We start from the raw sequence: 14,387 nt of genomic DNA, 5'->3' as shown, positions 1-14,387 counted from the left end.
GGCGATGTCCGTTGAAGCGGCCTCCCGAGTCTGGCACCTTGTAGCAGACAATGATGCAGACGCGATGGATGATGCCAAAATCGCCCTAGGTCCGCTCTTCTGGCTGATGTTGATCCATCACTGCAGGGGCCGCTTCAATCCCTGCACGGCAGGTTGGTGTAGTGTCGTTCGCGCGGCGGAGCCGCCTGGGCAAAGAACGGCGCGATAGCCGCCTCGTGGATAGAAAAATCCACCGCCGCCAACACCGGAAGGCGGGCAAAAGCGTCGTCGTAGTCGTCCATCTCGACGGCGGCGTCATCGCCTGCTGGTTCGATCCGCAGGCAGCGTTCGGGACCGAGCAGGAGCTTGACCTGTGCGGTGGCGTTGTCAGTGGTCAGGAACATCGCGGCCTTGATGGCTTCGCGCCAGGCGACAAGGCCGCTCATGACTTTGTCCCTGCTGAGGGAGAACGGCGCGTTGCCGGTGCCGATGCTCAACATCTGCACCTGGTCGGGCGTGATGTCGTAGGCGGTCAGCGCATCCACCAGCGCGACCATGGCCGGGTTATTCGCCCACACGCCGCCGTCGATGAAGATGCGGCCGCTTTCCTCGTGCTCCAGCCCCTTGAGATAGGTCGGCGCCGCCGATGTCGCCCGGGCCACCTTCCACATCGGCGTCTTGTGGTCGTTGCGGAAATCCTCGTGATGGTCGGTCTTGAAGACGGCGATCTCGGTCTTCGGCATCATGAAGGCGGGGATCACGAGGCGGCATGTCGACTCGCCGAGAAGATGATCCTCGAACCGCCGCTTCAGGGCGCGCTCCAACTCTTCGTGGTTCAGCTTCGGGCCGTGCAGAGCGCACCAGAGCTTCCACCACCGCATCAGACTGCGCCGCGGCAGCGGCGGAAAGATATGCCGCCCGTCGTCGCGGTAGAAGGCGGCGATTTCGGCGGCGGATTTGCCGAGGCCAAGGCCGATGGCGATGATGCCGCCGGTCGAGGTGCCGGCAATCATGTCGAACACCGACGCCACCGGCCTGCCGAAATGCTCTTCGCACAGCCGCATCAGTTCGGCCGTGTAGATGCCCTTGATGCCGCCTCCGTCGAGCGCCAGGATTCTGAACGGCCGGTCCGCGGGCCAGGGCTGCTTGCGCCGGCGCGTTCCCCGGCTGTTTGCGCGGCGGTCAGTGAACATCGTCCAACACCGCTTTCACGGCCTCCGCATCGGTTCGCATCATTCGCGCGACGCTCTCGTAACCCACGCCCGGCGCGAGCCATTCGCCGGTCATGTGCCACAGCTCATAGTAGGTCAGCCATTCGGCGGTCCACAGCACCGTGGTGTCGGCGATCAGGTCGGCCGGCGACCATTCACGGCCCTCGGGATCGAAAAGGCACAGGCCCGACTGTTCCGGCTTGTCAGCATAGAAGATGAGGTGCGGGATTTCCGCGAAGGCGCCGCCCAGGCGCGGCCGCAATGGCGGATCGTCCACGATGACGTAAGGCAGGGACATCGTGACGGGATGCCAGCAGATGAAGACCGTATAGAGCTGCGCTTTTGGCCGCAGCGGTCCCTGCCAGACGAGCGTACCGTCGCCCAGCCGCCGCCCCTCAAAGTCCGGCCACTGACGGCGCATCGCCGCCAGCTGCGCGTCGGGCGAACGCCTGAGGGCAGGCTCAGCCTTCATCCTCACCACCGAGGATCATGGGGTGGAAGTTGTGGCGCGGAACCTCGCGGTAGGTCTGCGGCGCAGGCATGATGGCCGGGGCGGCGATAGCGCCGCTGCGCGGCGCAGCGAAGAGCCGGCCCGGCTCCTGGCGGCGGTCGTAGCGGGCGGCCATCGCCTCGCGCTGCGCCTTGCCGACCCGCTCGCCGAACAGTTCGTCGATGGCTTTGGCAATGTCATCGAGCGGGGCGATCGCCATCTGCTCAAGGCGGACGGCGAGATATTCAAGCTGCTCGGCGAACATCTTCATGTCCTTAACGCCCGCCCCGCCCTCGGCCGGCCAGCGGTCGTTGATGCGGTCGGGATGATAAGAGGGATTGAGTTCCCGCGGGCGCGTGCCGGACGCAATGTGGTTCCGCATGATCTTCGCCGTCGAGTCGGCAAGCGCGAAGAGCTGTGCCGTGAGGCCCTGCGGGACATAGCCCGCGTCGCCGGCCCGCTTAGTCAGGTAGATTGAGGGCGGCCGCTTCAACGGCAGGCCCTCGTAGCGCAAGTTGAGGAAACGCTTCAGAAGCTTCAGCGCCACGGCCTCCTGCGCGTCGATGGCGCTCGGGATCATCGGCGGCAGATCGACCTGGTCGGCCTTGGCGACGACGAGCCGCTCGTGCTCGTTGAGGAGCGGCAGCCGTTCTCGCCCGGCAGTGCCGCGGTGACGGCGCAGGATTTCCTTGAACGCCTCCTGCCCGATGCCGACCGTGCGACGGAACCACGACGTGAAGCCCCAGGGATTAGACGGGACGCGGGACGATTCGCCCTTGTCGGGGGAGTGAAAAATCTCCCCCGCCCGCTCAACCGCGAGGCGGGTGCTGCGGTCCATGATGGTCACGTCCATATGCATGAAGGCGAACTGAAGCTGCACGCAGCGCGTGCAGCGTACGATCTTCACGACGCCGGGAAAGCCCTGCAACGATTCCTCAAGAAGATCGAGCGCCCGGTCATTGTCCCAATGCGCCGGTACGTCGATCTCGACGATGGCGTCAACGTCGAAGCGGTCGTCCTCGGTGCCGCTGACGATTGTCGTGCTCGTGGCGATCGAACCTTGCGCGTAGATCAGGCTGACGCCGTCCACGAGGTAGGGCGCGAGCGGGCTGCCCCTGCGCTCGAGGTGCTCCTTGAGGAGGCGGTAGCGATTATCCGCGACGCGGCGGTCGCGGGGGCTCAGTTCGATCAGCGCCGCGACGTCGAGAAGCACTTCGTCGACGGCATCGGTCTGTCGGAAGGGATTCACATGCTTGTTCATGGCGTCGCTCCTTGGCGCTGCCGCGGCCGGTCGCCCGGCCGGCGAGGGTTTTGCTTGCACATGTCGGGGACGACATGAGAAACTTGACTCACATTATATGGGACGGGCGAAAAACCCGTCAAGTCAAACTTGCCGGAGACGACATGAACGAAGAGCCGTCCCCCTCGGACATTTTCCGTAAGCGCCTGCGAGAGGCGCGCGAAATGAGGGACTACAAACAGGAGCAATTGGCGGACCTGGCAAAGATGCCCGCGACTACCATTGCCCATTTCGAAGCCGGCACGCGCAAGCCGTCCTTCGACTCACTGCGCAAGCTCGCCATCGCGCTGGAGATTACCACGGACTACCTGCTGGGCCGCGTCGATGATCCCGAACTCGCCGAGGCCGGCGATCCCTTGTTCCGCGACGTGGCCAAGCTGAGCGGAAGCGACCGGGAGATCGCGAAAGACTTCCTGAAGATGCTCGCGAAGCGCAGCAGCAAGAAGGACAAGGCTTCTTGAGCCGGCCGTTCCGCCTCATGATCGCGCGGCGCAGCGCCGAAGCCCTGCTCAAAGACGAGGGCATCACGACCTTGCCAGTCGATCCCTTCGCCCTCGCCGCCAGCCGCGACATCACCATCGAGGGCAAGCCCGAAACGCATGACGGCGTCTCGGGCATGCTGCTCCGCCACGGCAACAGCTTCGGCATCATCTATGCGACGCATATTGCCAGCGAAGGCTTTCAGCGTTTCAGCGTGAGCCACGAACTCGGGCACTACTTTCTCGAAGGTCATATCGATCAGCTGTTGCAAACGGGCGTGCATGTCTCGCACGCTGGGTTCGTCACGGCGGACCCTTACGAGCTGGAGGCAGATCATTTCGCCGCCGGGCTGCTCATGCCCGAAACACCGTTCCGCAAGGAATTGGAGAATCACGAGCCGGGGCTCGCGACCGTGGACGCTCTTGCCGCCCGCTGCATCACATCGCGCACCGCGACCGCGATCCGCTATGCCGAACTGAGCCGCGCCGCCATTGCGGTCGTCGTCAGCACCGGCGGGGTCATCGACTATTGCTTCATGTCGGATGCAATGAAGACACTGCCGAAGCTTTTATGGCTAAGGAAAGGCACGAGGCTCCCTGCGGGCACCGCCACCGCGCGGCTCGCGGATGCCCCGGATCAAGTGCGCGCTGGCGCGGCAGTGGCCGAGGAGGCCGACGTGCGCGACTGGCTCGGCGGAACGACGAAGGCGGCCGTCTCCGAAGAGTCGGTCGGCCTCGGAGGATACGGCAAGATCCTGACCGTTCTTTCGTCCGACGTGATCGGGCGCGAAGAAGAAGACGAGGCTGAGGCAGACGAGGACGATCTCATCGAGCGATGGACCCTGCGGTTCCGCTAGCGTGCGCTTTTGGTGCAATGAGCTGCGTCACTTGACTGCACAGATGTCCGCTTATGGGATGTGCCTAGATTCTGCTGGATGACGCAAATGGGCGCGAAACGGTCATTGGATGAAAACCATCGCCCTGCCCTAACAGATCTCATAGTGAACATTGAGACAAACGCACTGAGCTGCTTTCCTGCCCTCCCTAGCATTCTAACGACTGCTAAGCGCCCATCTCAGCCGTTTGACGTCTGTCCTCCGTCTCTCCGAAGCAGACATCGGCATAGGCATCACTCTAACAGCTCTTGCAATTGATCTTTCCTGCCTCGACGCGGATTTTGTTAGGGCTATAAATCAGTATTGAAGTGAGCCGCACCTAGGCATGCTTTTTAAACTTCCCAATATTCCGGAAGGAATCCCATTCAAGGCAGATTCTCGCTGAAACGGATCAATGATTTTAGTTGACGGCCTGATTCAATGCATCGGCCCGATTTCTGGTGTGCTGCTCCTTCGACGACAATTCACATTCTTCTGGATGACCGCGAACAGCGACACGATTTTTCCCGGTGCGTTTTGCCATATAAAGGGCCTCGTCGGCACGATGGAGCAACACCTCAAGATTATCGCTCTTGCCTTCGACGCACGATATCCCCCCGCTTACAGTGCTGCAGAACTCGCCAGAAGCTGAATCAAATTGGCGCTGAGAAAAATAGGTACAAATGCGCTCGGCAACATTGATCGCGGTAGCCATCGTGGAACGAGGCAAGGCGAGCGCGAACTCCTCACCGCCGAGTCTAACGGCTAAATCCTCCGCGCGAGAGCATTCCTTTAGGATCTGTCCAAAGGCGCGCAGCACTTCATCGCCCTTGAGGTGACCGTGAAGATCGTTGATTTCTTTAAAGCAATCTATGTCGAAGATGATGAAGGCCGCGGATGAATTGAGGATCGCGGTTGCGCGCACAAATAGGGCGCGGCGATTGAACAGTCCTGTCAACACGTCCGTTTCAGCATCAATCTTATGGCCACGCGCGACACGGACTTGATTGAGCATCAGCGAAATAGCGCCAATCCCGACGAGGCCGGCTAGCGATACGCCGATGTTAAGGTCCTCTGCCCAGTTTGAAGGCGCATGTCCCAAATGCCAATCTCTGCTTTGCAGCAGCATGACGGCGCACGGTATGAAAGAAGCGGCTATCAGAATATAGAAGGACGACAGCACCCCTATCGACAGGGGCGCCTCCGCGCGGCTGAGCCAGTAGTCCCGCGCCGTCGACAGAAGGATCGCAAGGGCGACAAAGTTGAGAAAGATATAGGAAATTCCGTCAAAACCGATCAGCATCGGCAGCCCCACGGCGACCGAAGCGTATGAAGCGATGGTAAACACAGCCCGATGCGGAAGCGTGCCGCACCTGAATTCACGGCTAACGCCCCATACTAAGGACAGGCCAAATACGAGAATTGTATAGGCGACGGCCCCGATAAGCGGGGACGGGAACTCTGTATAGAACCCATATATTAGGGCCCCGATTGTCAGAAGCGTAACGGTAATTCCCCAATTTATCAGGAATTTCTCGGACCTGGTGACCAGCCAGTTCGAGAAGAAGGTAATTCCGAGGCCCACCCCTGATATGGTGAATGCCGTAAGCAATGAGCCATAATCGAAGGCAAAGTGAACATCGCCGTCGTGCAGAACTTCCCGGCCAGCAATTTGAAGATAGCCGATTGCGAAAGTCTTAAGCGGATTCGTAGAGTGCGACGCTCACGGCGATCTTCGCTGCATAATGCGCCAGCTGCATCGCTTTCGATCAGATTATTGGCACCTTCATGTCATTCTGATCTGAGGCCAATTTAAACGGTCCCGGCTGCCCTTCTGATCACCAATATCGCAATGGCCAGAGCCTTCTTGAACAGCAGGGCTCGGCTTTCAGCTCGTACCCTGGTCGCCCTCTCTCGAAAAGCAACTCGGCCGCCACGTTTCTGGAATCGCTCGCGGCGACGGCGGCATCGACTGGAGTTTTGGCCGGCGGCGAGGACTGGGCCTATGACGCATTCTCTTCCCTCCCCGGCGCCCTTGGGCAAGAGCGCGTCGGTCGCCAAAATCCTCTGGGGTCAGATCGTCATCGTTTGTCTGATCGTAGTGATGATGACCTGGGCGGCAACAGAGTGGACGGCTTGGCGCCTGGGTTTTCAGCCCGAACTTGGGCGGCCCTGGTTTGCGATCTTCGGCTTTGCCTTTTATCTACCGCCGGCTTTCTTTTGGTGGTGGTTTTCCTTCGACGCCTATGCGCCGCGCATTTTCGTTGAAGGTGGCGCGATCGCTGCCTCCGGCGGACTGATCTCGATCGTCGTCGCGATCGCTCTATCGGTCTGGCGCGCGCGCGAAGCCCGGACCGTTTCAACCTATGGATCTGCCCGTTGGGCGCGCCCGAACGAAGTCAAAGCCGCCGGGTTGCTTGGTCCCGATGGCGTGGTGCTCGGCCGATACGAACATAGCTATCTCCGCCACGACGGCCCCGAGCATGTGCTTTGCTTCGCGCCGACGCGGAGCGGCAAAGGCGTCGGCCTCGTCGTCCCGACCCTGCTCACCTGGCCGGGCTCGGCCATAGTCCACGATATCAAGGGTGAGAACTGGCAGCTCACCGCTGGTTTCCGTGCAAAGCACGGCCGCGTCCTGCTCTTCGATCCAACCAATCCGGAGTCCGCGGCCTACAATCCGCTACTCGAAGTCCGGCGCGGCGAATGGGAGGTCCGCGACGTCCAGAACATCGCCGACATATTGGTCGATCCGGGAGGCTCGCTCGAACGCCGCAACCATTGGGAAAAGACGAGCCATGCTCTGCTCGTCGGCGTGATCCTGCACGCCCTCTATGCCGAAGCCGACAAGACGCTCGCAGGCGTCGCGGCCTTCCTTTCCGATCCTAAGCGGCCGATCGAGGCAACGCTCTCAGCCATGATGCAGACGGCGCATCTCGGCGACGCCGGCCCCCATCCTGTCATCGCGAGCGCTGCGCGCGAACTCCTCAACAAATCGCCGAATGAAAGATCGGGCGTGCTCTCGACGGCCATGAGCTTTCTCGGGCTCTATCGAGATCCCGTCGTCGCCGCGGTCACGCGGCGTTGCGACTGGCGCATCAGCGACATCGTCGGAGACAGACGACCGACGACTCTCTATCTCGTCGTGCCGCCCTCAGATATCAGCCGGACGAAGCCGCTCATCCGCCTCATCCTCAATCAGGTCGGCCGCCGGCTCACAGAAGACCTCAACACCAAGGCCACGCGGCAGCGGCTGTTCTCATGCTGGATGAGTTTCCAGCGTTGGGGAGGCTCGATTTTTTCGAGAGCGCCCTCGCCTTCATGGCGGGCTATGGCTTGAAGAGCTTCCTGATCGCCCAGAGCCTGAACCAGATCGAGAAGGCCTATGGCCCGAACAATGCGATCCTGGATAATTGCCATGTCCGTGTCTCATTCGCGACCAACGACGAGCGAACCGCCAAGCGCGTCTCCGATTCGCTCGGCACCGCGACGGAATTGCGCGCCATGCGCAATTACGCGGGCCACCGCCTCTCGCCCTGGCTCGGCCATCTGATGGTTTCGCGCACCGAGACCTCGCGGCCGCTTTTGACGCCCGGCGAGATCATGCAGCTGCCATCCGCTGATGAAATCGTCATGATCTCCGGGTCGCCGTCCATCCGCGCCAAGAAGGCGCGGTACTATGAAGACGAACGTTTCCGAGAACGAATCCTTTCGCCGCCAAATCTGACTCGACCTGAACCGGAACGGTCCGACGACTGGACGAACCGATCATTGCCACCGCGGCCCAATGTTGAAGCGCTGCTCGAAATCGCCACCGATTTCGATCATGGCGATCCAACCGAGTCCGGGTATCGGCATCAGGCCGAACTCTCCCAAGCGAAGCCTGTCGAAAAGAAAGAACCGCTCGATAACGAATTTAATCCGGACGTCGACGACGCCGCCGTTAACGATCCAGCCCGGTTCAACCGCATGAACGCAATCATGCAGGGCGTTGCACGCCAGGCTTCGCTCGATCACGGCGACGATCTCGGCATGTGAGGCACTGATGACCACTCGCATGAAGAAATCGCAGATATCTGTCTATCTCGATCCAAATGTCATGAAGACACTTGCTGCCTACGCCGCCCGGCGCGAGCTGCCGATCTCAGCCATTGCAGAAGCCGCCATCGGCTCGTTCCTATCGCCGGATGCTGATGAGCAACGCGAAGCGGCCATCGCCAAACGGCTCGACCAGCAAGATCGCAGACTCGCGCGGCTCGAACGTGATGTCGGGATCAATGTTGAGACCCTGGCGCTGTTCATTCGCTTCTGGCTCACCACGACGCCCCCGCTTCCGCAACCTGCCGCCCAGGCCGCACGCGCAAAAGCCGGCGAACGATGGGATAATTTCATGGTGGCACTCGGTCGCCGGCTCAGCGAAGGGCCAAAACTAAGACAGGAGATTCCGGAAGACGTTGAGCAAAAGCCGTCAGCGAACTAGCAGCTGGGTGAGTGTGGGCAGCGGGCTCGCCGGCGGCCACGTTAGGCGCCGACCAGCGCGAGGCTCGTGCCCTAGCCTGATCGGAAGAACGGCGCGAAACAGGCTTTGCGAAAACCGCGAGACGATCTCGTCTCGCGGTATCGCTGCATGAGCCTAGTCGGCCACGATATCCGGAAGCTTCCAGGAGCGATTGAAATACGTTTCCGTGGGCCCGTAGAATCGGAACAGCGCGAACCATGCCTTGCCGGGAATGGTCGGAATCCAGTTGCTTTCCATCCCTGCCGGTATGCTGGGGCTCATGATGAGGTCGACCGAACCGTCCGCGTTCTTCTTCAGATCGGCGCGCGACGAGCGATCGACGATACCATCCGGCGTGTTGTCGAGAAATGCCCGCGTCTCGGTATCGTAGACCGTAAGCGACCAGAACAGCTTCGCGGGCGCATTGGCAGGAACGTGCAGCTTGTAGGTCTTGCTGCCATCGAGCCAAGCACCGTCCTTTTCATGCGCCGTACCGAGATAGGCTTGGCCGACTCCCGGCGTCTTTGTTACCATACCCCGGCTGGTCGTGACCGCCTGGTAGAAATAGCCTGTGCGCTCATCGAGCGGCGCATAGCTGCCGATGTCTTGGCCTGGATCGAAGGTGAAGAGATATTCCCAGCGCGCGTCAGCCCGATAACGTGCATTCGGATCGCGATTGTCGAAGGCAAGGGATTGCGCCATCAACTCGCCAACCTTGGCCCCTTCTTCAAGAAGCTTCCTCTGCTGGGCATCCGGGTTAAACGCCTTGCCTTTCTCGATACCGAGCGGCTTTAGCATCGCCATGTAGAAGCGATCCCGCTCCATCACCGGCTCGCGCTGGAGAATGTCGTTCAGACGCTCCCAGAATGTGATGCCCTTCGGCGGGACCTGCGTCCAAGCCCGGCCCTCGGGACGTAAAATGCGGGTCTGGCTAGGCGTCGCCCGCTCGGCATAGGGATAGATGCGCACGCGGGAGATCAGGTCCTTGGCCTTGCCCGGATCGGGATCAAGCACACGGAAGGCGAAGAAAATGTTGACCGTCGGCGATCGGACGATGCGGTAGTTCTTATCCTTCGGTTCGGTCTGTCCCGGCCCGACAATCAGATACTTGCCGCCCTTACCCTTATCCGGGCCGGTCTCGCCCATATCGGTCACGGGGCGTTGCCAGAAATCGCCGACGCCACCGGCCGTCGCACCAGCGGGGTAGTCAATCACGAGAGGGCCGGTCCTCGAGAGATCCGGCATCCCGACGATGTAGGGCGTCGTCGCGTTGGCCGTGAGGATGCCGAGCTTATCCTTGACGCTCTCGTAGACAACCATGTCGATGTCGCGCGCACCGAAAACACTTCGCTGGGCATCCTGCCAGCCTGCGAAGCCGACGATGGGGAGCGCCCAGAGATAAGCCTGGCTCGCCCGCTGGAAATCCATCTCGTCATAGAGCCTGCCGACGGTTGCGGCATCGGCGGGCAGACCGAACTTCAGCGGAATAGAGCCAATCCGCGTATCTACGGTCGGGGCTTGAGCACGCGCCGGCATGGCGGCGCCGAGCGCCGCGACGAGCGCTGCGATCGAAACGGCTCTGCAAAGGCTGAGTATCATCGTGTCCTTCTCCGTTTCCTGTCCTGCGGCCGTCCCCGCCGACCTCTGTCTCATTGGGCTGTGGCAGTGATATCGTCGGGTGTCCATGTGCGGTCGAACCATGGCTGCAGTGGCCCATAGAGGCGGAACATCGCGAACCAGCCCTTGCCGGGGATCGTCCTGATCCAGTTGCTTTCCTTGCCCGGCGGCGGGTTCGGACCGAAATAGATATCGATGGAGCTGTCGGCATTGGTTTGAATGGCCGTGTCGTAGGAGTTCTTGCCAGCGACCTTCTGGCCGTTCGCCAGGATCGAGCGGGTCCAGTTGTCGTAGGCCAGTACCGACCAGAAATCCTTGGCGGGCGGATGCGGCGAGATGTGGAATCGGTAGCTCTTCTCGCCGAGCAGCCACTCTCCTGCCGCGTCATAATAGGTCCAGGCATATTGCGAACCGGTTCCTGGCTTGGGCGCTCCCATCGCCTTGGCCGCGCCGGTCGCGAACCATGACATGTAGATCATTTCGTCGAGGAGTGTGCTGCGCCCGTCGGCGAAAGTGGGGTAGCCGGCAATCCCTGCCATCCAGTGCGAGCCGGGGCGGACGCGTTCGGGCTCACGCGGGGCATAACTGATGGCCTGTGCCATGAAGCTTCCGACCCGAGCAGCCTCCGCAAGGATAGACCTCAAGCGGCTGTCCGGTACGAAGGGCTTGCCCTTCTCGATGCCGATGGCGCGCATCATCCCGGCGACTTCCGGATCGACCGCATGCGCGTCCTCGCGCGCGATCAAATCGGCCAGCATCTCGAAATAGCGGATGTCGTTTGGCGGCATGGAGTCGAATGGTTTGCCGCTTGCCTCGACGAACGTCATCTGCGGCGACGCGTCTTTCTTGGAAAGCGGATAGATGCGCATCTGCTTCAGCAGCGCCTCGGCGGGAGCAGCGTTGCCGCTCGGATCGAGCAGTGCGCGGATGAAGACCCACCCGCCATAAGTCTGCATGCGGACGATGAAATAGCCTGTCTTCGGCAGGATGCCGGCATAGCCGGGCGGGACGAAGAGGTACTTGCCGCCCTTACCCTGATCCGGTCCGCCTGCTCCGATGTCCCCGACCGGCCGCATCCACATGTCGTTGACGAGGCCAAGCACACTGGGCGGCGCCTCGACGATAGTCGGTCCGTCGGTGTCGAGGGCGAGGAATGTCGTGCCGTACAAAGTCTCCGAATTGGGCGTCAGCATGAGCGAGTTGGCGTCAGCCCGGAAGATCGCGAACTTGGATACACTGTCCACGCCGAGATCGCGCGCTAGACCAAGGCGAAGCCCGTACATGCTGAGCGCAGGCAGGTTCCTCAGGAAGACCTGTGTGCCACGCTGGAAGTCGAGTTCGTCATAAAGACGCTGTACCGTCTCGGTCGTCGGATAGCCATCCTTGAAGGAAAGTCCACCGAGAAAGCGCGAGTCCACATTGGGCGGCGGCGGAGCCGGGGCGGTGACGGTCGGGACAGACGTCGGGCCATCCAGCGGTGCCGTTGACGTTTGTGCGTGAATCGGCGCCGCAAGGCCAAACATCAGCGCTGCGAGAGCGATCGTTCGTCTATGAACGTGGGTCATCGGACATCCTTCGGGCGTATCACCTGCCTCGCTTACTGGATCGGATTGAGTGGGGGCACATGCCACGCTCCCGATATGCCCTCCGGCTTGGGCTGGTAGAGTCTTAGCACAAGGAAGAATGGCCCGGCCGGCGCAGGCAGCCAGTTGCTTTCCTCGGCCGCAGCCGGCTTGTCGTGCTGGATGTAGAGCGTCAGGCCGCCATCCGCATCGGTCTTCAACTGCGGCAGCATCGGCGAATTGATAAGGTAGCGATTCAGCGGATTGTCGACGAGAAGCTGCGTCTTGCCGTCGTACATGGTCATCGACCAGAAGGCCTCGGCCGGGGGCAGCTTGTCCTTCTCGAACTTCAGCACATAGCGCTTCTGCGCGGCGTTCAGCGGCGCGCCGCGGCTATCGACGAAATAGCCGTGATAGATAGCTTCCTCGCCCGAGTTGCCATAGATACCGAGCTTGGCGGCAGCGTAGCGATAGAGATAATTGTTCTTCAAATGCTCGCGGGTACCGAACATGTCGGCCGTGCTGACCTTGCGCGTATCGACCTCGTCGCGCTTGAACGCCGCGAACTCCGCGACTCCGTCAGCGATCCCATCTTCCAGCGCCTTGCGCATCTCGGGCGACAGGGCGCTCACGTCGAACGGCTTGCCCGCGCCGAGGCCGATCCTGGCGAAGCGCGCCATCAGATCGGTCTCACTCGGATGGGTGGGGGCGAAGGTCAGCAGGAAATTCAGATAGCGGAAGATTTCCGGGGTCGTCGTCATGGTCTTGAGGTCGGGTACCGGCCAGTCCACGGCGGAAGCCGGCGGCGGTGCGGTCCGGCCCTCGAAAGCGCTCAGGGGCTGCACCTTGTAGCCAGCCTGGATGGCCTTGACATTGGCGATGTCGTCGGGACCGAAAAGCTGGGTGCGATAGATTGCATATGCGATCTCGGTCTCGCTGCGCACGACCTGATCGATGCCGGCCGGTTTTTCGCCTTTCCAGCTCGGCCCGGCGATCAGGAAGCTGCCGCCCTTGCTGCCGGTCGTCCGCTTGCCGAGATAAGCGAAATTATGCGTGTAAAGGTCGATCAACTGCACATGATAAAACCGCTTCGAATCGATCTCGGGAAGCGTCAGCACAATCGGCTCGGCGCGTAAATCCATCCAGACGAAAGAATAGGGCGTATCGGAATTCGGCGTGACGATCGCCGTGTCCTTCGGCGTGAACGCCTGCGCCGTGTTGCCGATGCTGTTGAACGGCGCCTTGTAATTCGGGCCGCCCTTATCCACCGCCTGCGCGTACAGCGTTTTATAGCCCTCCACCATCGGGAAGGCATAGATATACGCTTCCTTGGCGATCGCGCGGGCCTCGCTCGGAGACGCTGTCTGCGCCGCGGCTGGATGCGAGCTCCCAAGGATTATCACGCCCAGCGTTGCGGCAACCACCAGCAAGGCAAAGCCGATTTTTCTCGGGCTCATACTCATCACGCACCCCTCTGACTTCAGTCTCAGCGCCTGTCCTGTCTATACACCACGTCACATCCAACATAGGCAGCCTCGGACACTTAGACAATTCGACCAACAAGAAAACGACATTCGTCAATTACTCATGATGACCTAGAGAATTTAGTTTAGATTGCTGATATTATTCGTGCGTTCTCAGCATACGCACGACAAAGTTGGAATCTCGATAACGCGGTACGCGACAGGTGACGGCAGCAAGCGTCGCTGGTCGCTGATGCCTGCGACACTGACTATGTTGTGACAGAAGCCCGTGTGCGAGTCATCGATGCATTTGTTGATCAGCTCGACTTTGTCAGCCTCGGGTTTTGCAGTATCCTCAACAAGGGCGAGGCATGCATACGTCCGCCCGCGGTGATCTTCGTAGATCAACTGACAAGGGGCTACTTGTTCTTCTTTTAAATCGCTATATTACCGTGTGCAAAGCGCGCCTCAGCAAACCCGCACCCACTGCACGACGTATTGATAGCCGTTCCAGACGTTCTGTTGCTGATAGCAGGTATCGCCATATGCCGCGGCAGCGCCGACCGCTGCTGCACCGGCTGCGGCCGCTCCTACGCCCCAACCGCCTCCATACCAGCGACCGCCGCGCCAATATCCGCCATACCAACGACTACCGCCGCCGTGCCAATGGCTACCACCATGCCAATGACCGCCGCCCGCAAAATGCCGTCCGCCACCGTGGAATCCGCCACGGAATGCTTGAGCGGTATCGGGAACGATCAGCATTGAAGCGGCGCATAACCCGAGAGATACTGCGATAGCATTGGGTTTCATGTTAAGCTCCTCCGAAAAATCGAGGCGTCAACATTCAATGGCCGCACGAAGCGTAGCCCGGCTCAGCATTGCGCGGCAGATGTTTCATTCCGCTTCTCAGTTG

At 60.9% G+C, this 14,387-nt stretch carries 11 protein-coding genes and 2 pseudogenes; 5 read left to right on the top strand and 8 right to left on the bottom strand.

The features are described from left to right. Window positions 1-134: 134 nt before the first annotated feature. The 3 genes from CWB41_RS12260 to CWB41_RS12250 are packed head-to-tail and all read right to left on the bottom strand — an operon-like array spanning window position 135 to window position 2,941. Window positions 135-1,172: a CBASS cGAMP-activated phospholipase gene (locus tag CWB41_RS12260; protein WP_115836461.1), complete on the bottom strand. Its 1,038-nt coding sequence runs from the start codon at window positions 1,170-1,172 to the stop codon at window positions 135-137. Then, a complete protein-coding gene (locus CWB41_RS12255; RefSeq protein ID WP_115836462.1) occupies window positions 1,162-1,662 on the bottom strand; it encodes a type II CBASS E2 protein in 501 nt (166 codons plus the stop codon). The genes CWB41_RS12260 and CWB41_RS12255 overlap by 11 nt, the downstream gene beginning before the upstream one ends. Next, window positions 1,652-2,941, bottom strand: a complete 1,290-nt coding sequence (locus tag CWB41_RS12250; RefSeq protein WP_115836463.1) for a nucleotidyltransferase domain-containing protein — start codon at window positions 2,939-2,941, stop codon at window positions 1,652-1,654. The genes CWB41_RS12255 and CWB41_RS12250 overlap by 11 nt, the downstream gene beginning before the upstream one ends. A gap of 143 nt (window positions 2,942-3,084) precedes the next feature. Here CWB41_RS12250 and CWB41_RS12245 point away from each other — a divergent pair, with 143 nt between their 5' ends. Together CWB41_RS12245 and CWB41_RS12240 are read left to right on the top strand one after the other, a co-directional pair. Continuing rightward, window positions 3,085-3,441: a helix-turn-helix domain-containing protein gene (locus CWB41_RS12245; RefSeq protein WP_115836464.1), complete on the top strand. Its 357-nt coding sequence runs from the start codon at window positions 3,085-3,087 to the stop codon at window positions 3,439-3,441. Then, window positions 3,438-4,316, top strand: coding sequence for an ImmA/IrrE family metallo-endopeptidase (locus tag CWB41_RS12240; protein WP_115836465.1), 879 nt, complete (start codon window positions 3,438-3,440; stop codon window positions 4,314-4,316). Before CWB41_RS12245 ends, CWB41_RS12240 begins: the two co-directional genes overlap by 4 nt. A 439-nt stretch (window positions 4,317-4,755) precedes the next feature. Here the strand turns inward: CWB41_RS12240 and CWB41_RS12235 are convergent, their stop codons facing one another. After that, complete coding sequence (locus CWB41_RS12235; protein WP_129396484.1) at window positions 4,756-5,637, bottom strand: GGDEF domain-containing protein; 882 nt, start codon at window positions 5,635-5,637, stop codon at window positions 4,756-4,758. A 574-nt stretch (window positions 5,638-6,211) separates the two neighbouring features. On the opposite strand from CWB41_RS12235, the pseudogene CWB41_RS16580 reads away from it, so the two are divergent. The 3 genes and pseudogenes from CWB41_RS16580 to CWB41_RS12220 all read left to right on the top strand — a co-directional run. Then, window positions 6,212-6,343 (top strand): annotated as a pseudogene (locus CWB41_RS16580) (DUF3363 domain-containing protein); the annotation flags it as partial. After that, window positions 6,340-8,369, top strand: a pseudogene (locus CWB41_RS12225) (conjugal transfer protein TraG). The pseudogenes CWB41_RS16580 and CWB41_RS12225, both read left to right, overlap by 4 nt. 7 nt (window positions 8,370-8,376) lie before the next feature. Next, window positions 8,377-8,811 (top strand): CopG family transcriptional regulator, encoded by a 435-nt coding sequence (locus CWB41_RS12220; RefSeq protein ID WP_115836467.1) that lies wholly within the window; start codon window positions 8,377-8,379, stop codon window positions 8,809-8,811. Between the two features lie 153 nt (window positions 8,812-8,964). On the opposite strand, the gene CWB41_RS12215 is transcribed toward CWB41_RS12220, so the two are convergent. The 4 genes from CWB41_RS12215 to CWB41_RS12200 form a co-directional block, all read right to left on the bottom strand. Continuing rightward, on the bottom strand, window positions 8,965-10,428 hold the full coding sequence (locus CWB41_RS12215) for a DUF1254 domain-containing protein (RefSeq protein ID WP_207206611.1): 1,464 nt from the start codon (window positions 10,426-10,428) through the stop codon (window positions 8,965-8,967). A 50-nt stretch (window positions 10,429-10,478) separates the two neighbouring features. After that, window positions 10,479-12,011, bottom strand: coding sequence for a DUF1254 domain-containing protein (locus CWB41_RS12210; RefSeq protein ID WP_115836468.1), 1,533 nt, complete (start codon window positions 12,009-12,011; stop codon window positions 10,479-10,481). Window positions 12,012-12,043: 32 nt separating this feature from the next. Next, complete coding sequence (locus CWB41_RS12205; protein ID WP_115836469.1) at window positions 12,044-13,471, bottom strand: DUF1254 domain-containing protein; 1,428 nt, start codon at window positions 13,469-13,471, stop codon at window positions 12,044-12,046. A gap of 468 nt (window positions 13,472-13,939) precedes the next feature. After that, a complete protein-coding gene (locus tag CWB41_RS12200) occupies window positions 13,940-14,284 on the bottom strand; it encodes a hypothetical protein (protein WP_129396483.1) in 345 nt (114 codons plus the stop codon). Between the last annotated feature and the right edge of the window lie 103 nt (window positions 14,285-14,387).

The organism is Methylovirgula ligni, from assembly GCF_004135935.1.
Lineage (GTDB): Bacteria > Pseudomonadota > Alphaproteobacteria > Rhizobiales > Beijerinckiaceae > Methylovirgula > Methylovirgula ligni.
Note: the sequence above shows the minus strand (reverse complement) of the source record. Positions and strands in the feature narration are given on the sequence as shown.